This window comes from Paenibacillus oceani, assembly GCF_014705615.1.
Taxonomy (GTDB): Bacteria; Bacillota; Bacilli; order Paenibacillales; family NBRC-103111; genus Paenibacillus_AB; species Paenibacillus_AB oceani.
This window is the reverse complement of sequence record NZ_JACXJA010000016.1, coordinates 26,535-46,110: the sequence shown is the minus strand read 5'-3', so window position 1 is coordinate 46,110 and position 19,576 is coordinate 26,535. Positions and strand designations below refer to the sequence as shown.

Genomic DNA, 19,576 nt, shown 5'->3' with positions numbered 1-19,576 from the left:
CGCTGCCGGGCCGCTATTTCTTGATCATCCCTTTCTCGAACGCGTATCTCGCGAGCTGGACCCGGTTGTCCAGATGCAGCTTGTGCAAAATGTTTTTTAAATGGTTTTTGACCGTATGCTCCGAGATGTCCAGCCTGCCGGCGATGTCCCGGTTCGACATCCCTTTGGCGACGAGTCCAAGGATCTCCTGCTCCCTCGCCGTCAGCGGCGTCTGAACGGCTGCCGGTTCTTTGTGTTGGGAAAATTCGTGCAAAATCCGCAGCGCAAGCTCGCGGCTAAGTGGCGCTTCGTCCACCGCAACCGCCCGCAAGTAATGGTGCCATTCCTCGGGATGCAGATTTTTCAGCAAATACCCCTGCGCCCCTTTCTTAAGCGCCTCGAACAGATGAGTAATGTCGTCGGATACGGTGACCATGACGATTTTAATATACGGGTATTTGTCCTTGATCCACTTGGTCGCCTCCAACCCGTCCATCTCCGGCATATGGATGTCCATCAGGATCATATCCGGCATATACCGGTCGGTCAGCTCCATCGCCTCCCGGCCGTTTTGCGCTTCCGCCACGATAGCGAAAGCCGGGTCCAGTTCGAGAATTGTCCGAATCCCTTCCCGGGCATGCTTATGGTCGTCTACGATCAATACCCGAAACGGCTGAGTCATCCATCTTCCCCCTTTCGTATGCGGACTACCGTCTCTCCCTGCTCCCTGACGATCTCAAACGTCCACCCCATCTCGTCCGCGCGGTCCTTCACCATGCTGAGCCCGAATTTGTTATCGCGCCTCAGCGGATCGCCCTCGAAGCCCTGGCCGTCGTCGCTGACGGCGCATACCCAGCCCCCGCCTCGTTCCGCAGCGTCGATGCTTACCCGCTCGGCCTTCGAATGTTTGCGCACGTTCAGCAGCGCCTCGCGTATGGAGGCGAACAGCTCCACCTTTTCCTTCGCCGTCAGCTTGTCCTCGGGCAGCTTCCAGCTCCACTCGACGCCGATCCCCGTATTCATCGTCAGATCTGCGGCCAGCGACTTCAGCATATCCATCCAAGGGAGCGAATCCGATTCGGCCGGATAACGCAAGTTCGCGATCGCCTGCCGGACGTACCCGTTCACTTCATAGACCGTCTGCTTGAACCCCCGTATGTCGGCGGCTTCCCCGGCGTAACGCTTGTCGAGCTGATCCGCCTTGACCGATAGCAGAAACAGCGACTGGGCGATCCCGTCGTGCAGCTCGCGGGCGATTTTCTCGCGTTCCTCCAGCGCGGCTTTGGCGGCGCGGGCTTCCTTCAGCTCCTCCTGCATATCCTCCAGCATCGAGAATAACTGTGTCAGGAAAATCATCGTCACCAGAAATACGATCACCGGAGCGAGCAGATTGCCCAGATCCATCGAAATGTACGGCAACAGAAACTGGTGCCGGATATATTCCCACAGCCCGATCGTGACGGTAGGCAAAATCAGAATCAGCCATTTGATTTGCTTATAGGACATAGGTCCGTCTCTCCTTGGAAGCGATTCGTAAATGGTAACCGCCATGCCTTCCGCGCCGGGCATGACTATTTGGAGCTATATACAAGCGGAGGTCCGCTCTGGTATTGTACGGTTGAAAGGAGGTTGTCCACATGCAAAAATGGATTATGGCCGTACTGTTTTTCGGCGCCTGCACCTTCGGGCTCGTCATGCTGATCGTAACGTCGGCCCAGCCGAAACCCGAAGCGGAGCCGGAACCGCAAATCGCCGTACCTGCCGTTACGCTGGACAAAGTCGCTGCCGAGACGGTGTATAAGCAATCGTGCCTGTCGTGCCACGGCGACCAGCTCCAGGGCAAGATCGGCCCGAACCTGCAGAAGGCGGGAACCAAATTTACCGAACAGCAGCTGTACAAGCTGATTCTGAACGGCAAAGGCGGAATGCCCGCATTCAAAAGCTCCTTGAAGGAAGAGGAGATTGCCAACCTGTCGTTATGGCTGGCCGAACATAAATAAGTCCAGGCAACAGACGGAAGCCCGGTATCGCAGATGCCGGGCCGCACTACGTGGAGCAATCCAGCGGTCAATTCGCCGCCCTCTGAATGCCGAACATGGAAGCGAACGCGTCGTGAAGCCCCTTCGAACCGAGCCGTGTACGGATGTCCTCCACCGCTCCCTCCAGCTCGATCCGGCCTTGACGCAGGAAAGCTACCCGTTGGGCCAGCGCCTCGGCAATCTCCAGCTGGTGCGTCGAGAAAATAACCGCTTGACCGGCCTCTCCCGCCGCCTGTACGAGCTTGACGAACGAATCCATCCAGTACGGGTCCAGCCCGTTGGTCGGCTCGTCCATGATCAGCACGGGCGGGCGCGCCAGCAGCGCTTGCGCGAACAACACCCTCTGCCGCATCCCTTTGGAGAACGATGCGACCGGCTTGCGTCCCGTATCGGTTAATCCGACGTCGGCGAGCACTTCCTCCGCCCTGCTCTTCGGCAGTCCGCGCAGCGACGCCCAGAACGTCAGCGTCTCCATGGCGGTCAGCCCGGGACCGAACCGGTAATCGTCCGGCATATAACCGATCTGCTCGGCGTAACGTCTCCGGTTCTCCTTCCACTTGATCCCGTTCACTTCGATCGTTCCGGAGGTGGGCTGCATCATTCCCGCCACCATCCGGAGAATCGTGCTTTTGCCGGCTCCGTTCCCGCCGCATAACGCGACCACCTGACCGGGCTGCACACTCAGCTGCACTTGCTGCACGATCGTCTGCTTGCCAATCGATTTCGCCACATCTGTCACTACTACCATCGGCTTATCCACGTGCGCGCCCCCTTTCCCAGATCTGGTTCGCAAGTCCGATCGAGATCACGATCCAGACGAGGCATATGCCGACGAATGCCCATGTGCCGGAAGGCTCCCGAATCCACTGCACCCAGTTGTAATACTCCGGTCCGAGCACCGCTCCGCCGCCCAGCTTGACGACGACGAACAGACGGACGAGCTCGGCCGGATTCAGGAAGGTCAGCACCGTAACCGCAGGTTTGATCCACATATAGGGGAGCATGCCGAGTCCGGCAATCAGCAGCGCCTGCCAGCCGATTATGGCGAAAAACCAGATCGCCACCGCATACGTAAGCGCCTGCCAACGGTTGCCCGCAATCGTCCCAATCCCCAGAGCGACAGCCAAAAAGAGTAAGATAAGTCCGGCGGAGAACACGAGGAACAGCGCGTACGTGCCAGCGTCGAAACTTTGGCCGGCGATCGCGCCGAGCAAGCCGGTAACCCCGAAGCCGAAGGCGACGATCGTCAGCAGGACGACGGCAAGGCCGGCATATTTGCCGGAGATGAACGAAAACGTGCTCATCGGATACGTCGATAGCAACTGCCAGCTCCCTTCCTCCTTCTCCGCCGTCAGGGAGAACGAGCCGAGCAGCAGCGTCATTAGCGGCAGCAAGTACAAGATCAGACTCAGCATCGTCCCGGTCGCAGCGGAGTATCCGCGTACAACGTTTTGCGCCTGGATGAGCAGCAGCGCGAGGCTGAATACGGTAAAAAGGGCCATGAAGGAATAGGCCCAAGGATTGCGGAATCCGATCTTGACTTCCCGCAGCGCAACATGGATGGCGTGGCTCAATGCGAGCTTCCTTTTTTGTCCGTTTCGGAATGGGCTTTCTGCTCATGTCCTTCGCCATGATGCATGTCCATGCCCGCCTTGTTCCGTTCCCACGCATGCGATTTCAGATCTGCCGCGCTCAGCAGTTTGCCTTTGCCCTGCTCGCTGATATACTTCTCGGCCGAAGCCTTGTCCTTGAACGAGACGAGCCCGTATGCCATCGGCGTCTTGTATGAAGCGTCATAGGCGAAATACGCTTTCTCCAGGTCGATCCACATTTTGCTCGCATGATCCCGCACGAACTCGATCGTAACCGGTACGGAGGCGTTTTTCGTCTTCCATTCGTTCATGCAGCCGATGTCGTCGAACTTGTAAACCTTCCCTTCCTTGGTCAGCAGCTGCACTGCAAATTCGTCGTCCTTGATCAGCATATTGCAAATCTCGCATTTGTCGACCCCTTCTTGAATCGGGACTGCTTCATAGGTTTTCCCTCCGCAAGCGGCAAGCATCAGCATCGCGAGAATAATCGCAAGCGCCGTAAATCCGGATTTTTTTTTCATGATCATGATCGTCTAACCCCCGTATAATAAATGATTACCAGCGACGCGGCCAGCAATAACGACGCCAGAATGCCCGTGGCCGCCGCATTCGGCGCTTCGCCTGCCTTCGTACCGTAAGAAGGCGGCTTCATAAGCGGTGCGGCATCCGTTGTCCACTCCTGGCGGCCACCTTGAAACAAACTTTCGAGAAATGTCATTCCCGGCGACTGAAAAAACAATTGATACGCAGGCTTAGCCTTTGCCATTGCCTGAAAAAACGGATTGATTGCATACGCCGTATCGCTGCGCCCGTCCCCGTCCGTATCGATTCCACGGAAGGAATCCCAGTAATTGCCCGACACTGCATTGTTCCTGCTGTCCCTCGCCTCTGCGTCCACCACGCTGCCGATCAGCTCGTTCCCGCTAATCCGGTTGTTCTCGGAATCTAGCAATTGAAAGCCGATAAAATTGCCGGTAAGCACATTCCCCGACAACTCGTTGTGCTGCGACTGTTCGACATAGATCCCGACGCGGTTCCCTTCTGCCGCGTTGTCAACTACGCGCGACGATTGCACGTCGAACATCAAAATGCCTTGCGAGTGGACGTTTTCGCTTTGCTTCGCAAACGAATTGCCGGACAGCTCGGAATTTTTGACGCTCATGATCATCGCGCCGGTTACATTATAGGTTCCCGTATTGCCGCGTATCGTCGTACGGTCCGCATACATGCAGTGAATCCCGTAACGGGATTTCTCCACTTGATTGCTCTCGATCTTGTTGCCGTTGCTGCTCTCCAAGTAGATCGCGTCATGCATCGAGGATATCGTGTTGCCTGTCATTACGTTGTCGTCCGACTTGTATAAGTCGATTCCGTTGCGCTTCTCGGTCAACTTCGCCGATTCCGGGCCGCCCCATGTAATATCTGCGTTGCGGATCTCGGCGCGGTTCGCTCCTTCCAGCTTGATGCCAAAAGCCGATGTCCGGATTTTTAGCCCGTGCAGGTTGGCGTCATTGGCTGTCACGAGTACGGCGGACGAATCGCCGGCCGATTCGTTGACCAGTTGCAGCTCTCCGAGCTGAACGCCGTCGGCGGTTATATGCACGGCCGGCTTACCGGACCTCGTTACGATCGTTACGTCGCCGTCCGCCTCAATCCGAAGCGGCTTGCCGATGACGAGCGAGCCATCGTACGTGCCCGGCGGAATCCGTACCGTGTCTCCGGCACGCGCCTCGTCCAGCAACCTCTGGATATTCGCCGATTCCATCGCCGCGTCGGCTGCCCGTGCCCGCTCCCCGGACACGATTCCGAGTCCAACCGACAGGCATACAATCGCGAGAACTTTGCCAATTGCAGATATCCTCATGATACTTCCAGCTTTTTCAGTTTCGTTACGTGAAAATCTCCCTGGTACAGATGCACGTAGATGTCATAGGTCCCCGTCTTCGGGAACGTGAACTTGGCGGCGTAGCCCCCTTCGGGCGTCTTCTGTGCATCCACCAGCTTCATGCTGCCGTCGACCCGGATTTCGAGCACCGCCTTCGCCCATTCGGCCGGCTCCACCCCGTCGAACGTCGCAGTCAGCGTTACCGGCTGGGACGCTTTGGCAGGCGACGGATCGGACTTTAATCCCACTTCCACATCCGCCGGGTCGACAGAACGGATATCGCTTCCCGAACAGGCAGATAATACGCCTACGAGAAACACAAGCATCAACGCTGTCATTTTTACGGTCCATCTGATTCTCATGTCGGCCGACTCCTTCCGGCTAGTCTTATTCGCTGCTTCCTTATCTATCATATCCGAGCAGGCCGATTTTAAAATGACTATAACGGGCTATAAACGGTCCGCAAATGTGAGCATTAGTTGACAAGTCGGCGTTGGCAAAGCAAACAGCCCGCCTCTGCGAAGAGTGGGCCTGCCGATTGCTATAAGCTGAATGGATTCAACATCTATTGCTGACACACTTACTGGCCGGGCAGCTTTTTCGGCTTGCTGCCGAACCATTTCATATACAACGTTTCGTAGGTGCCGTTTTTGGATACTTGTTCGATTGCGCTGTTAATGTTGCCGATATATTTGTTTCGTTTCTTGGTGGCGATCGCATAGCTTTCTTTGTTCAGAACATCGCCGACGATTTTGATTTTGCCCTGGCCTTTGGTTTGGATATAATCGCGAGCGTTCCGCTCGTCGAAAATGACGCAGTCGACTTTTTTGTTGGCCAAATCCTCATACGCCCGATTGATATCGGGATAACCCCGAACCTCCTTCAGCTTCGGCAGCATGCCCGCGTACGTATAAGCCGTGGAGCCGATACGCGTCGCCACCGTCTTGTCCTTCAGTTTATCTTTACCTGTTATGTCCGTATTATCCTGCGCCGTCAGCATCACAAGCCCGGTCTGAAAATACGGATCGGAAAAAGCCAAATTGTCTTTACGCGCTTTGTTAACGGTCATACCGGCGATGACGAGGTCGACCTCTCCGGATTTAAGCGCCGTGGACATATTTCCCATCTCCATCGGGACAAGCTCGTATTTGATATTTCCCTTCTTCGCGATCTCTTCCCACAGTTCGACCTCGAACCCTTTGTTTTCCCCGCCTTCCGTATAGGTGAACGGGCGAAAATCGCTTTCGATTCCGACCTTCAGCGTTTTCTGGTTCGCGCAGCCGGATACCGTCAATGCAACTGCCACCAGTCCCACACCCAAGCAGTAACGTATTGCACCTTTCACGAAGCGGCCTCCTTTTCCTTGCCAAACCTGCAGAATTAAAGGTAGTGTTTGTCGCAGGGCGGACGGTTATGCAGGTCCGGGAAATCCCGGCGCCTCTTTACAACAGCGGCCTATTCGGGATAAGTTTGTATAGGACAGGGTTGTACCCGCAGGTCAAGGAGGTTACCGGATGAGCCAAGCTCCGAATTTTTATTTTAATTCCAGCACCGAAAAGCCTTATCTGATCATAACCGCCGTCGAGGCGGAAAAAGAAGCGCTGCAGCGCGGATTGGGCGGCGACAACCGATTCGTACTGGCGGCGGCAGGCGTCGGACCAGCTTCCGCCGCAGCGGGAGCGGCGGCCGCGCTTGCAGCGGCCGACTATCGTCTGGTCATCAGCGCAGGAATCGGCGGCGGTTTTGTAGGCCGGGCGCCTGTCGGATCGCTTGTCATAGCCGACGCCATGATTGCCGCCGATCTCGGCGCCGAGACGCCCGACGGATTTATCAGCGTGGACGAGTTAGGGTTCGGTTCCTCGCGTATTGCTGCGGAACCCGAATTGTCCGCACGCCTTGCCGAAGCTTTGCAGGCCGCCGGACATCCTGTGACGACAGGTTCCGTCCTGACCGTGAGCACCGTTACCGGAACGGCCGAGACGGCGGATAGGCTCGTCCGCCGCATCCCCGGAGCTGCTGCCGAAGCGATGGAAGGTTACGGCGTCGCGGTTGCGGCTGCCGGCCGCGGTCTGCCTGTACTGGAGATCCGCGCCATCTCCAATCCGGTCGGTCCCCGCGACCGCTCCGCCTGGAATATTATAGACGCCATGAAGGCGCTGGAGTCTGCCGGCGCCCTACTAACGGAGGTACTGCCATGAAGATCGCTTATTCGCCTTGCCCGAACGATACATTCGTCTTTCACGCATGGGCGCACGGTTTACTGCCCGGAGCGCCAGCGCTCGATGTCACCTATGCGGATATCGACATCACCAACAGTCTGGCAACCGCTTCGAGCGGGCCGGAGGTGCTTAAAATATCGTACGCCGCCCTCCCCTGGGTGCTGAACGACTATGCTTTGCTGCCTTGCGGAGGCGCGCTCGGTAGAGGCTGCGGCCCTCTCGTATTATCCGCCGGAGGCGATCGCGGCATTACAGCTCCGGCCGAACTCGCCGGCCGGCGCGTAGCCGTGCCGAGCGAACGGTCCACCGCGTATTTGCTGTTCCGCTTGTGGACGGCCCAGCAAGTGCCCGGCGGCGTCAAGGACATTGTCGTCATGCCGTTTCATGAGATTATGCCGGCGGTCCGCGACGGCCGGATCGATGCCGGCCTGGTCATTCACGAGGCCCGCTTTACGTATCCGTCCTACGGGTTAAACATGCTGAGCGATCTCGGCAGCTGGTGGGAGACCGATACGGGACTTCCGATCCCGCTCGGAGCGATTATCGCCCGCCGTTCGCTCGATCTGGACGCGATCGCGCGCTGGACCCGCGCTTCGGTCGAATACGCCTGGGCGAACCCGGACGCGTCGCGGAGTTACGTCATGCAGCATGCCCAGGAGATGTCGCCGGAAGTCGCGAAGGCGCATATCGATCTGTATGTAAACGAGTTTACGGCCAATTTAGGGGAAGACGGGTATGCCGCCATTACCGCTTTGCTAACACGAGCCGCCAAGGAGGGGCTCGTGCCGGAGATCGATCCGGCCCTGCTGCGGTAATTTCTTTGCGCCGGTTCGTTTAAGCCGGTCAAAGAACGCCGTCGGGACGGCCCTTCAACGGTGCGCGCTAATCCATACGAGGAAGTGCGGGAGGGAACGGACGCCTTCGCTGCGGACGCTCTCTCCTTATGTGGATCGTTTGGGCGGCAACCGGCAGTATCCGGCGGCAGCAGCTACAGCCGCGACTTCCTTTGCGGCCCGAACGGCTTTCTTGCCGGCGGTTTGTGTTCAGCCTTCGCTGGGAACGACGCGTGCGGCCCGATTACGGATTACGAAGATGTTCGTACCGCACGTAATTTCCAGTCCGTTGTTTGGCAACGTGACGACGATGTGAGTGCGGTCGGTCGAACCCCATAAGAGTCTTTTGCACCCTTTATTTTCGGCCTATTCGTTAAACCGAGGCGAATAAAGCGGTTTGTACCCCCTATTTTCGCATACCGGCCGGGGCTGCACGCTTTTCATCGATTTTAACAGCTCCAAACCGCTCCTAATTCCCCATTCAAGCGGGTTTCGGACAAAATAAAGGCTGCAAACATATTATCTTATACGCTGAGTCCATTAGCTGCTTTTTGTTTCCGAGTCATGCGCTTCCCTCCAAGAAACCGCTGGATAAGCGGCAATGAGCAGCAGCGTCAAGCAAACGGAATGTACAAGCGCGATCCTGAATTTTTCTATCGACCATCGATCCTCACCGATAATCCAATAAGCGACCGGATTTGTAATGCCAATCCCGTCCTGCGCTCCGGGAACTTGATTGTTCATATAGTTTTGCGCCAGACAGACAACGGCTACAATCGAAAGCCCGAGCGCTGCGGCAATTGCTTTCGAAGAAGGTCTGGAAACACCGGCTCTCCGAATCGACAAGGTGAAAGCCGCGACGAGAAACAAGTTAACTATAACGTAAACCAACTTCCCACCCGCCCCCTTCCCATGTCCCCGCTTCTTTACAAATTAAGACTATAGTAACCGACATTATGGAGCTCATCAATGTTCTCAAACTGAGGTATGGCTAATAATTCGGTGATATCCCACTGTTCGTTATGGAACGGTTCGTGCGGGTCAAGACGTGTCCCCTAACTAAGAAAGGCTTCTAAACAAAGCCTTTTCCACGACGAACGCCCCTTGTAAGAAACAGCTGTTCTTGCAAGGGGATTATACTTGCTCAGCTCTAAGCTCTAAACAAAAAAACCGCCCGGCTGTTAACCGGCGGCTCTCTGCTTTTGCGATCCTATATCATTCTATGAAGTTTTCTTCCTCATTCTGCGAATCCAGAAGTAGACGACCGTCAGACCTGCGACGGCAATCAACGCATAAGCGACATTGGAGTACACGTCCATGAAACCGACGATATCTTCCCACGATTCCCCGACGGCGGCGCCTACAGAGACGAGCACCACGTTCCAGATCAAGGTCCCGATCGTGGTGAACAGCAGGAACAGACCGAACTTCATCTTGGCCATACCGGCCGGAACCGAGATGAGACTGCGGATCAGAGGAATCATCCGGCAGAAAAATACCGTGCGGTACCCGTATTTGTCAAACCAGGCGGCGGATTTATGCAAATCTTCCTTCTTCACGCGAAGCAGCCGTCCCCAGCGGTCAATGATCGCTTCCAGCCGGTCTACATGCAGCAGACGCCCGATGCCGTAAAGGGCGACAGCTCCCGCGATGCTTCCTGCGGTTGCCGCTACGACAACGCCTGTTACCGTAAGCTCCGAATAAGTGGTCATGAATCCGCCGAACGTCAGAATTACTTCGGACGGAATCGGAGGAAACAAATTTTCCAGCGCTATCATCAGAAAAATGCCGATATAACCATACTCGCTCATAAAGTCCGTAATCCAGCTTTGCATCCTTAGCCTCCCAGTTGGTCTCGTATCCATCTATACCATACGAAAACCGCGAAAGCAAGTTTTGGAAGCTGTTTTCATAGATTTTACAAGCTAATTTTACAGCTGCAGCAGCCGTTCCAGCAGTTCGTCCAAAGGCAGCGGTTGTTCGCTTGTCACTTGAACGCCGTTCTCCTCCAAATAGGCCAGCGCAGCGTCCCGGTCCCGGGTGATCAGGTGCGGTACGGGAGCCTCGCTCCACTCTACCGCCCCCGGTACCGCCGACATATCGAGAGTCGCCGGGCCGGTTAACCACAATCTCCGCCAGGACATCGACAAGCTGTCCTTGTCGTACGGCCCTTCTACCCGCCCCTCTTTGAGCAGCAATATATAATCGGCAAACTGGCGGATATCCTCTACGGAATGCGTAGACATCAGGACGGTGCGCTCCATCGTCTCGGAATCTTCTACGAGCATTTGCTTCAACTGGCTGCGGCTTGCCAGATCGAGCCCGTTCGTCGGTTCGTCCAGCAGCAGCAGCGGCGCCCTCGTGCTGAGCGCAAGCGTCAAGGCCGCCTTCTTGCGGTCTCCTTGCGACAACCGGCCGTACGGTTTGTGAAGCGGGATTCGAAACCGTTCCGCGCGTCTGCGGTAGTCCGACCCGTCCCACCGCTCGTACCACCTGCCGATAAACTTCTCCATCTCCAGCAATGTAAACGATTCGCATCCCTCGAGAGGGTCCGGGACGAATGCGGCATAGGTTCGGATCTCCGCTTCCCCGGTCTCGTAGGAGCGACCAAACAGCTCTACCTTACCGGAAGTAGGCCGCGTCAAGTTCATGCAGCAAGTCAGCAAGGTCGTCTTGCCGGTTCCGTTCGGGCCTACCAGCGCGTAGGTGTATCCATGCTCCAGCGCAAGATCGACCGGTCCAAGACAGTAATCGGCACGCCGCTTCACCAGCCGCTCCGTCCGGAGCGCAATCGTTGAGTTCATCCTTGCTTCCCCCTTTCCTTCAACATATCTTCCAGCACCTGCTCAAACGTTTTGCGGGTCGTATCCGGGTCCATTTGCAGCCTGAAGCTCATCTCGACGGCGGTCCGGAACGCCTGGTACAAGCTGGCATCCGCCACCTGCTTTTGCTGCTTAGCCTCCATCTCCGCGACAAACGTCCCCTTGCCTTGTATGGTCTGGATGTACCGCTGCTGCTCCAGGTTCTGGTAGGCTCTGCTGACGGTAATGACGCTGCAGGCCAGATCGCCTGCGAGCGCCCGGATCGAGGGAAGCGGCGTACCCGGCTTTAGCTGGCCGCTGACGATAAACGAAAGGAGCTGCTGCTCGATCTGATGATAGATCGGCTCCCGGCTTTGTTCGGATATTTGTATCGGCAGTCGGATGGCCCGTCGCCTCCTTTCTCAGGGAAGATCGATACGTTCCAGCCGCCGAACAAGCCCCCGCTGAAATGCGATGATGCCAATAACGCCCGCGCACAGGGAGATAACGGCAGGCCAGAACGGATTCCCGTTCACCATTTCGAGCACGTGTAAAAAAATCGGCTTATTCAGCAAGTAGTTCAGCAGCAGATCCGCTCCGACAATGACTACGACCATTCCGATGGAGACCACGTGGATCATCTTGGCCTTCGCCCCGTACTCCAGAAAAGGATGCAAGCCGCAAATCGCGGCCGCATAACCGGTCCAGACAAGCGCGAACGACAACAAATGAGCAATCGGTCTAGTATCCGATAGCACCGTCCAGCCCACGGCAACGAACACGGTAACAAACACGGTCATCGAGACTACAAAACAAAGCAGCATATACAGCATGCGGCTCCAGGCAATAACCGGCAGCGGGATCGCCCACATCCGGTAAAACCGCAGCCTTTTCAGAAACGGTTCATCCGTCAGCGAATTCCAGGACATGTATTCTCTGGAGAACGAAAACGCTCCGAGCGCCGGAAGAGCGGCAAGCAGCAGCAAATCTGCGACATTCAAAAACGTCAGAACGTTATTCGGTGACAGGTCGTCCCTTTCAAACCGCATCAGCGCCTCTACCGCCACAAGCGCAATCAGTACGGAAGCGAACATATTCATCGCCAGCGAAAGATAACGCTGTTTGAATTCATACCAGGCTATCGGCCAAGCATCGCGCAACATGGCTCTCCCTCCAATTATACGGTACCGCGGATCAATCCGACCGCATCGATCCCGAAATAAGCGGCAACACAGGCAACCACAGTCCAGAACACCAAAGCGGTCGTCATCCAGAACATGACGGCTCCACGCGGGGCTTTAAACGCCATAGCGAAAGCGGCGGCAATCTCCGTTCCGATAAACAGCGGACCGATAATGGCAAGTCCGGGCAGACCGTACTTAACGAAAATGTGATAGGCGCGTTTTCTCTTCTTGCTGTCGGCCTCTTCGTTCAGAGCGGCTCCCTTTCTGCGGTTGCGCCAAACGTTCAGCTTGTCGAACAGAAATACGACCAGAACGACGACGAGCCAATTGCCCAAAAACGCAAGAATTCCGGACGCTACGGGGTTAAGCCCCAACATAACGGCGAAAAACGCGACGATCGCCGATTCGACCCAGGGCAGGACTGACAAGACGAATACTGCCAAATAAGACCACTTATCCAAATACTCCATAATCATGTGAAAATCCTCCTCAGTGTGCGTAAGTGATATACTGTATATGTGTACATGTGTTTATATCTATATACACAGTACATCACAGTTCGGCGATTGTCAATCATCCGAACCCGCTCTTTGCAACATTTTTTCTTTTCCCGTAATACCAGTCATTCCGGCAGCACAAAAAAACCTCCAATCCCGGCCAACGCCTAAGGTTTTGGAGGTTCTCCCCACTTCGTTGTTATTCGCGGCCTATCATCCGCCGGATCGCCGCTTTCACTTGCGCCGCGTAAATGCCGTTTCCGCCGGGCATTCCGAGATGCGCATCGTCCATACTCCACTTCGCGGGCGAAGCCGATACTTCGATCCGGGCCCCAGGGGGAGGCACATCGCGAGTGAAGACGAGCCTGGACGGAATGAACCGGTACCCGACCTTCGGATTACGGCCTCGCCCGTTCCAATCCGTGATCGTGAGCTGTTCCGGCTCCGTGCCGGGCAGGAACGCAAGCGCATAGCCGCCTTCGATCCGGCAGCCGTCGCCATACTTCTCCCGCCCGTCTATACGAACGGACCAGTTGCGCAGCTGGTAACGTACGGCCTCCGCCATGTCTCTTCCATCCGGGGTAACGAGCGGATACTCGGAAGAGCCGCCGGACCTTTGCTGCTCTCCGGGCCCGATGTACCCTTGGAAGTCGAGTGGCTGTTCATACTGCCACTGCATCAGAGGCCGGTACACGTTCACCAGTTCCGCTCCGTAACGTTTCGCGATATCCCGGATGACTTCCGGGTAACCCATCAGAAGCCGGGTGTTATAGTTGCTCAGACCGGTCTCGATCAAGGCAAGCCGCGTTGCGGGAGAAGCTGTCCGGATCATGGCGAGCATCCGCTCCAACGCCGTTACAAAACCGTCCACACGTTTGATTCGGATTGCCTGGCCTGCGTAATCCTCTATGTGAGGCGTAAGCGGCGTAGGTTCGAGCGGCTCTGTGAATCGGGCCGTGCGGGTATCCGGGTCCCAGCTTTCGATCAGCCGGCTCTGCACATTGCGGTTGTCGCCGTAATAATCGCCGACGACGACAAGATCCCCTTGCTTCACGGAGTCAAACGAAGCTCCCGTTCCATCGAGGACGACGCATCGCTGTTCGCAGGCCGCGACGATAAGCTCGGCCGTATCGACGCTGTACCGATCCGGCCCGTCATACCGGCAGTTCTGAATAAGCAGAGTAGGCAAGCGCCTTACGTCCGCTTCGCTTAGTCCTTCGATCCGCCGAACAGCGGCAAACGTATTTCCAGCCTCCCAGTCGTCGTTCGTACCGAGACCGATAAAAAGGATATCCGGCTTCCAGTCGCACAGACCGTTGACGTTTCTCAATCCTTTGTCGCCCTTATACAAATTGGCTGTCCATCCTCCGATTCCCGCGTTCATGATCGAATGGAACCTATTCGTCACAAAATTGACGATCAGATAAGGATCTCCGGTCTTGCCGCCCAGCGGATCGAAACCGCGTATTTTCAATTCGAACGTTCGTCTCCTGGTATCCGGGAACGTCCAGGTCCGGACCGCCCGATCGTCAGTTATGCGGTAATCGAGTCCGCTGCTCACCGCGACGGGCCTCGCCGGGTCGAAAGCGACGCCGCCTTCGCCGTAACGGCTCTCGAGCGGGGAGCCGAAACGCTCCTCTGTCTCGCCGACAGTCGTTTTCGCATAAGCGATCGTTTCACCGTAACGGAAAGAAGCTTCGATGACAATCCCCTGTGCGGGTGTCCGGCGAAACTGCAGCGCATGATGCACTTCGGTCTCCCCGTGCGCATCCGAACCGTAGATTCGAATTACCCGGTAGTCTTGATCCGCCGGAAAAGCCGCTCCGTAACCGCCGCAATTCAGCCCTCCCACGACCGGCCTCCCATCCGCGCTAATCGAATGGGCATAAGTAAACGGACGTCCCAAATCGAACGTATTGCCCGCACCGTCCGCGACGAACCGGATCGTGTCTTCCCCGCACGGGGCTTCGTTCCGGTTGGAGAACGTATCGAACAACGCGCCGTCGACATACACATCGATCAGCGAAGCCGAACCGTTCCCCCGCTCCATCGCCTGCACGACGGTAAGTTCGTCGCCTTCCAGCTCGAACGACACCGCGCTGCCGGCTCCCGTCAGTCTCAAGGCGCGGCCGCCATACAACTTGCGGCTGCTGAGAGCTTCCGCCGTCCCGGAAACGTTCAACTGCTCGCTGGCGAGCGTCTCGGCATACGTCTTGCGGATATAACGGTCCGCTTCTCCGACGAAGCCGTCATCCAGCATCCCGTCTCCCCATGTAATGCTGTCTCCCGCAAAAGCGACTCGCATCTTTCGCGGACATTCGCCGCGTGCACATTCCAGGTTCATAGCTTCCCGACTTTCCTCGAAGCGCGGCTGCTTTCAGCGTTCGATGTGCCCGAAGCGGAATTACACCGGGCTGCCGTCCAGGTCGCCCGACGGAACGCCATTCTTCATCCGCAGCGCGCCGGAGGCGTCCACCCACAGATGATACGTCCCCATAATCAGGTGAGGGCCGTTCCAGGCTCCGCCTATCTTGACGTTTCCGCTGAAAGAATGGTCGAATCTGCCGGCGTAGACGGCCCCGCTTTGTCTGCTCTGGATGCGCACCTTCGGCTGGAAAGCCGTCTGGTTGAACACCTCGCGGCCCACATAGGACACATAGGCGCCGCCGCCTTCGATCATATTGTTATCCAGTATAATCAGGTTGTCGTCGCTGTCGAGCTTCGTAATCCGGACGGCCGTCCACCAGTTCGGCCACAGGTTATTCGGATCGCTGGCGAAGACGCGGCAGTTCTGGATCGATACATATTGAACCTGATCGTCGATAACGACGACGTTCGAGCAATTCCCCGCATGAACGCTGTCAAGCGAGATCAGACCGAGATGATTGCTCGCCAGCAAGCCGACGTCGTATCCTTCAAAATGCCCCACGTTCATCCGCACCTCCTGAACGTTCCAGCCGCTAAGCACCGCCACTGTTCCTTGCAGCGCCGTATCGCCAGGCAGGACGGCTACGTCCCGGTCAAGCGTGATCGTACTGCCGCTGATTGCGCTTATATAAGCCGGCGTAAGCCGGCTCTCGCTGCCGACCAGCACCAGCTGGCCGCTCTCGAAGCCGCTTGCGTTCGATAAGGTCACCTGATTCGCCGCAGGCGAGGACGCGATCGTCGTTTGCGCATATTTCACTTTGCCGTCCCGGATATAATGGCCGCCTTGCCAACCGACGAACTTCGGATTGGAGAGCAGCGTCGAATTGTGCATCGAGCTGCCGCCTCTGCCGATCAGCAGCCCGTGACCGCAGTACATCCACAAGCAGTCGAGGAAATGGTAGTTGCCGACGTTCATGCTCTGGCAAGGCAAATCGACAGCGTATCCTTTCAGAAAATGACTGAACACGCAGTTCGTAAACGTAAGCTCAAAACCATTTAATATTTTCAGACCCGATCCGTTATAGCCACTGCCGCCTTCAAAAGCGTTCGAATTGCGGAAGATGACGTTCGTAAACCGGGAGGACACCAATTGTCTCGCATACACCAGCGGACGATCTCCCGGCAGCCGGTTCACATTGTTTTTGATCATCAGATCGCGCATCTCGAAACTATGCATCGAACTGGTCACGTTCGCCTCCCGCTGAATATCGAACATGGCCGCCGAATTCGAGTAATTCATCAGGATCGACGAACCGTTGCCTTCCCCTTTGATCGTTACGTAAGGCTTCCTCACCGTCAGCCCCGTCACCTTGTATTTTCCCGGAGGCACGTAGACCGTCCCTCCGGTTTTGTCCACCTCGTACTGCTCCTGCGCCTTGTCGATCGCCGCCTGAAACGCCGCGCTGTCATCCGCCGTATTATCGCCTTTTGCGCCAAACCAGCGTACGTTGTATACGTTGGCCGGAAATCTCCCCGACGACCGTTTGTAGCGCTTCCCCGACCCGGACACGAATACGGTGCCGTTGTCGTCCGTTGACGACGTATCGCCGGCGTCGTAATAAAACTCCCCTTCGCGGCCCGCATCCGTTACGTAGTAGATGCCTCCAGACAAGTCGGGCGCAGTGTCGGTCCGCATTTGGGCGATCGTCACATTCGCAGTCCCGCAACAACTTTCGCCGCCGCCGTACACAGCTTCTGCTACCGTCTGGCCCATTGCGATACTTTTAGGGAGCAGCATGGCCGCCCCTGCCGCCGCCAGCGTCCCTGTGCCGATCGCCGCGATCGCCGTCCGACGGCTGACCGGGCGGGCTCCTCCCTGATTTTCCTGCGACTTGCCGTTCGACTTGTTCTCCATTCGACATGCCCCGCTTTCGCCAAAGTTACGAACGGGATTTCGGACTGCCGTTCGGACACTGCCGCATCCTTTTCCCCAGGCCATTGGCGGTTCGAACCCAAGCTGGCACGCCTGGTTCTCTATCGGCGATTCATCACCGGCCTATTTGCCGAGCTTGGTCTTGATCGCTTGGTTGATTTTTTCCTCCGCATCCCGCAAGGCGCTGTTGACGTCTTTTTTGCCAGCCAGATAATCTTTGTATTCGGCGGTGACGACGGCATTGGCATCCGAATAAAATCTGGAGAATTCAGGTGCTTCCGCCGGCTTGCTTTTAAAGATCGCTTTGACGTTTTTCCCTTTCAGCCCGGGCTGGTCGACGCCGTAATTGTCCTTGAACTTCTGATCCTTCAGCGGCGACACCCGTCCCGTCACTTTGACCGAATCAAGCTGCACTTCGTCGGACATCAGCACCTCGATCACTTTGAACGCGTCGTCCTTGAGCTTGCTCGTCTTCGGGACGGCCATCACATGGAGATCGTACATGCCGTACACGTTAGGGCGCTCCTTGTAGCTCGGATATTGAGCGATATCCCAATTCAAGTTGGGAACGTCGCGGAAGAACGACGTAAAATTACTGGTGGCCAGCATCGCAATCGTCTTATCTTTCGGAAACACGTTCAGGAAGGAGCCTTGCTGCTCGTTGCCGGGTATGTCGTGAATCGTTTTGCCCATTTCGAACACCCGCTTCAACTGATCGTTCGCATTAATATTCGCCGTGTTTGTCTTCGGATCGACCAGGTTCAGCGAGAGCGGGAACATCATACGCACATGACCGTCGGGATCAAGACCTTTGTACTGGACTCCGCCTTCGCTTCTCGTCAGCTTCTTCGCCAGCTCGATCGTTTCGTCCCAAGTCATGCCGTCTTTCGGGTAACCGACTCCGAATTTATCGAAGATGTCTTTATTATAATACAACGCATTAAAATTAACGTTGTACGGGATGCCGAACAAGCCCCCGTTCGAAACTTTGCGAACCGCATCGAGCGCATTCGGATCGAATCGGCCGAGATCGAACTTGTTTTTCTGGATGAGCGCCGTCATGTCCTCCAAATAGTCGAGCAAGTTTTGCGAAGGCAATCCGCCGTGCCATAAGGTGGCCAGATCGAACTGCTGTTTCGTGGCGATTACGTTGTCGATCGGGTTATTCGCTTTTGCCATTCGCTCGACTGTGATATGCGGGTATTTCTTCTTCACCGGTTCCACAATTAACCGATTGAAATCGTCGTCCGTAAATTGCTGCACATCGTACATTTTCAAGGTGACCGGATCAGGCGCCTTCTCAACGGGCTTGGACGCTTCCGGCTGGGGGGTATCGGTGCTTTTCGCCCCTCCTTGGCCGCCTGCGCCGCATCCGGTGAGCACCAGCATAGCACCGAGTGAAACTGTAATCGCTTTCTTGATCATCGTAAACATCCCCTTTCTGATCAAATAACTATAAGTGAACCATTTTAGCCTGACCCATTTGTTTGTTAGCGTTTTTCGAAGTTCTGGTTCACTTATGATTATATTTCTCGTTGTTAACGCTGTCAATGCTTATTTATCAACTTCCGTCAGTTTCGTAAGCATGGACTAACTTGTTGATTCATTTCGTTTCAGCCGCAACAACTGGTTCACTTTTCAAAATATATCAAGCGATATTTTTAATTATAAGTATACCAATGATTTTTTTTACGATTGAACTTAAATCCAGTCTCCCTGCACAAAAGAAGAAAAAGGGCTGTCTATATAAGTTAAACTAATGAAATTACCGTCTATTTTGTTCAGAAAGAAATTGCTTGAAGCTTCAGACATCTTGTTTTGATTGTCTCGGATTGGCTATTTTTCCCGCTTTGAATCGATTTTCCTCATAAAAAAGGACCTCAGCTGCCACTTTACTGTGGAATTTGAGGTCCTTATGTATTCACATGGGGACGGTCCCCTGTCCTAGGAACACGATTGGAATAACCCTTCTTTTTGCGTACAATCTGCTGCGGCTCGTTCGAGGAAATGGTTGCTTTCGCTCCACCGCTCTTCGATGAGGATTTGCAGTAACACTCGACTTCGGATGCTGCCCGGCCCGTAAGCCGTAAGCGGCTTTCTTGCGAGCAGTTGCGAGTTCGGCTCAGCTTCGGCAAAACCGTCTGCACGTGCGGGCTCTAAACAAAATAAGAGTCTCTGAGACCCTCTATTGTCGGCATATGGGGATGTCCGGTACGAATAGAGGCGGTTTGCACCCCTTATTTCAAC

The 19,576-nt window shown here is 55.7% G+C and carries 21 protein-coding genes and 1 pseudogene; 4 read left to right on the top strand and 18 right to left on the bottom strand.

The window, feature by feature from the left end:
• Window positions 1-13: 13 nt before the first annotated feature.
• Together IDH45_RS13510 and IDH45_RS13505 are read right to left on the bottom strand one after the other, a co-directional pair.
• Window positions 14-661, bottom strand: coding sequence for a response regulator (locus IDH45_RS13510; RefSeq protein WP_190928415.1), 648 nt, complete (start codon window positions 659-661; stop codon window positions 14-16).
• Window positions 658-1,485, bottom strand: a complete 828-nt coding sequence (locus IDH45_RS13505; protein WP_190928414.1) for a sensor histidine kinase — start codon at window positions 1,483-1,485, stop codon at window positions 658-660. The genes IDH45_RS13510 and IDH45_RS13505 overlap by 4 nt, the downstream gene beginning before the upstream one ends.
• Window positions 1,486-1,616: 131 nt before the next feature.
• Here IDH45_RS13505 and IDH45_RS13500 point away from each other — a divergent pair, with 131 nt between their 5' ends.
• Window positions 1,617-1,979 carry a c-type cytochrome gene (locus IDH45_RS13500; RefSeq protein WP_190928412.1) on the top strand — a complete coding sequence of 121 codons (363 nt, stop codon included), beginning with the start codon at window positions 1,617-1,619 and terminating at the stop codon, window positions 1,977-1,979.
• A 67-nt stretch (window positions 1,980-2,046) separates the two neighbouring features.
• Here the strand turns inward: IDH45_RS13500 and ccmA are convergent, their stop codons facing one another.
• From ccmA to IDH45_RS13470, 6 genes are all read right to left on the bottom strand, one after another.
• Window positions 2,047-2,778, bottom strand: a complete 732-nt coding sequence (gene ccmA / locus IDH45_RS13495) for a heme ABC exporter ATP-binding protein CcmA (RefSeq protein ID WP_190928410.1) — start codon at window positions 2,776-2,778, stop codon at window positions 2,047-2,049.
• Window positions 2,771-3,592 (bottom strand): ABC transporter permease, encoded by an 822-nt coding sequence (locus IDH45_RS13490; protein WP_190928408.1) that lies wholly within the window; start codon window positions 3,590-3,592, stop codon window positions 2,771-2,773. Before IDH45_RS13490 ends, ccmA begins: the two co-directional genes overlap by 8 nt.
• Window positions 3,589-4,137 (bottom strand): nitrous oxide reductase accessory protein NosL, encoded by a 549-nt coding sequence (locus IDH45_RS13485; protein ID WP_223836636.1) that lies wholly within the window; start codon window positions 4,135-4,137, stop codon window positions 3,589-3,591. Before IDH45_RS13485 ends, IDH45_RS13490 begins: the two co-directional genes overlap by 4 nt.
• A complete protein-coding gene (locus IDH45_RS13480) occupies window positions 4,134-5,474 on the bottom strand; it encodes a right-handed parallel beta-helix repeat-containing protein (protein WP_190928406.1) in 1,341 nt (446 codons plus the stop codon). The genes IDH45_RS13485 and IDH45_RS13480 overlap by 4 nt, the downstream gene beginning before the upstream one ends.
• The gene (locus IDH45_RS13475) at window positions 5,471-5,857 is read right to left on the bottom strand and encodes a hypothetical protein (RefSeq protein WP_190928404.1); all 387 of its coding nucleotides are present in this window, start codon (window positions 5,855-5,857) and stop codon (window positions 5,471-5,473) included. The genes IDH45_RS13480 and IDH45_RS13475 overlap by 4 nt, the downstream gene beginning before the upstream one ends.
• Window positions 5,858-6,075: 218 nt before the next feature.
• A complete protein-coding gene (locus tag IDH45_RS13470) occupies window positions 6,076-6,840 on the bottom strand; it encodes a transporter substrate-binding domain-containing protein (protein ID WP_317891206.1) in 765 nt (254 codons plus the stop codon).
• 169 nt (window positions 6,841-7,009) lie between these two features.
• Between IDH45_RS13470 and IDH45_RS13465 the strand changes: the two genes are divergently transcribed.
• The 3 genes from IDH45_RS13465 (at window position 7,010) to IDH45_RS13455 (ending at window position 8,863) form a co-directional block, all read left to right on the top strand.
• The gene (locus IDH45_RS13465; protein ID WP_190928402.1) at window positions 7,010-7,693 is read left to right on the top strand and encodes a futalosine hydrolase; all 684 of its coding nucleotides are present in this window, start codon (window positions 7,010-7,012) and stop codon (window positions 7,691-7,693) included.
• Entirely contained in the window at window positions 7,690-8,529 is an 840-nt protein-coding gene (locus IDH45_RS13460) for a 1,4-dihydroxy-6-naphthoate synthase (RefSeq protein WP_190928400.1), read from the top strand. The genes IDH45_RS13465 and IDH45_RS13460 overlap by 4 nt, the downstream gene beginning before the upstream one ends.
• A 130-nt stretch (window positions 8,530-8,659) precedes the next feature.
• Window positions 8,660-8,863 carry a hypothetical protein gene (locus tag IDH45_RS13455; RefSeq protein ID WP_190928398.1) on the top strand — a complete coding sequence of 68 codons (204 nt, stop codon included), beginning with the start codon at window positions 8,660-8,662 and terminating at the stop codon, window positions 8,861-8,863.
• Window positions 8,864-9,087: 224 nt separating this feature from the next.
• Here IDH45_RS13455 and IDH45_RS34040 read toward each other — a convergent pair whose 3' ends face one another.
• From IDH45_RS34040 to IDH45_RS13410, 10 genes and pseudogenes are all read right to left on the bottom strand, one after another.
• On the bottom strand, window positions 9,088-9,438 hold the full coding sequence (locus IDH45_RS34040) for a hypothetical protein (protein WP_223836635.1): 351 nt from the start codon (window positions 9,436-9,438) through the stop codon (window positions 9,088-9,090).
• A 329-nt stretch (window positions 9,439-9,767) separates the two neighbouring features.
• Window positions 9,768-10,382 carry a DedA family protein gene (locus IDH45_RS13445; RefSeq protein WP_190928396.1) on the bottom strand — a complete coding sequence of 205 codons (615 nt, stop codon included), beginning with the start codon at window positions 10,380-10,382 and terminating at the stop codon, window positions 9,768-9,770.
• A gap of 96 nt (window positions 10,383-10,478) precedes the next feature.
• A complete protein-coding gene (locus IDH45_RS13440; protein ID WP_190928394.1) occupies window positions 10,479-11,351 on the bottom strand; it encodes an ATP-binding cassette domain-containing protein in 873 nt (290 codons plus the stop codon).
• Entirely contained in the window at window positions 11,348-11,512 is a 165-nt protein-coding gene (locus tag IDH45_RS34035) for a hypothetical protein (RefSeq protein ID WP_223836634.1), read from the bottom strand. Before IDH45_RS34035 ends, IDH45_RS13440 begins: the two co-directional genes overlap by 4 nt.
• 66 nt (window positions 11,513-11,578) lie before the next feature.
• Window positions 11,579-11,674 (bottom strand): annotated as a pseudogene (locus IDH45_RS35275) (GntR family transcriptional regulator); the annotation flags it as partial.
• Between the two features lie 96 nt (window positions 11,675-11,770).
• Window positions 11,771-12,511 (bottom strand): hypothetical protein, encoded by a 741-nt coding sequence (locus IDH45_RS13430; protein WP_190928392.1) that lies wholly within the window; start codon window positions 12,509-12,511, stop codon window positions 11,771-11,773.
• 14 nt (window positions 12,512-12,525) lie between these two features.
• Window positions 12,526-13,008, bottom strand: coding sequence for a small multi-drug export protein (locus IDH45_RS13425; RefSeq protein WP_190928390.1), 483 nt, complete (start codon window positions 13,006-13,008; stop codon window positions 12,526-12,528).
• 220 nt (window positions 13,009-13,228) lie between these two features.
• On the bottom strand, window positions 13,229-15,373 hold the full coding sequence (locus tag IDH45_RS13420; protein WP_190928388.1) for a hypothetical protein: 2,145 nt from the start codon (window positions 15,371-15,373) through the stop codon (window positions 13,229-13,231).
• A gap of 60 nt (window positions 15,374-15,433) precedes the next feature.
• Complete coding sequence (locus IDH45_RS13415; protein WP_190928386.1) at window positions 15,434-17,311, bottom strand: glycosyl hydrolase family 28-related protein; 1,878 nt, start codon at window positions 17,309-17,311, stop codon at window positions 15,434-15,436.
• 141 nt (window positions 17,312-17,452) lie between these two features.
• Window positions 17,453-18,754, bottom strand: coding sequence for an ABC transporter substrate-binding protein (locus IDH45_RS13410; protein ID WP_190928384.1), 1,302 nt, complete (start codon window positions 18,752-18,754; stop codon window positions 17,453-17,455).
• Between the last annotated feature and the right edge of the window lie 822 nt (window positions 18,755-19,576).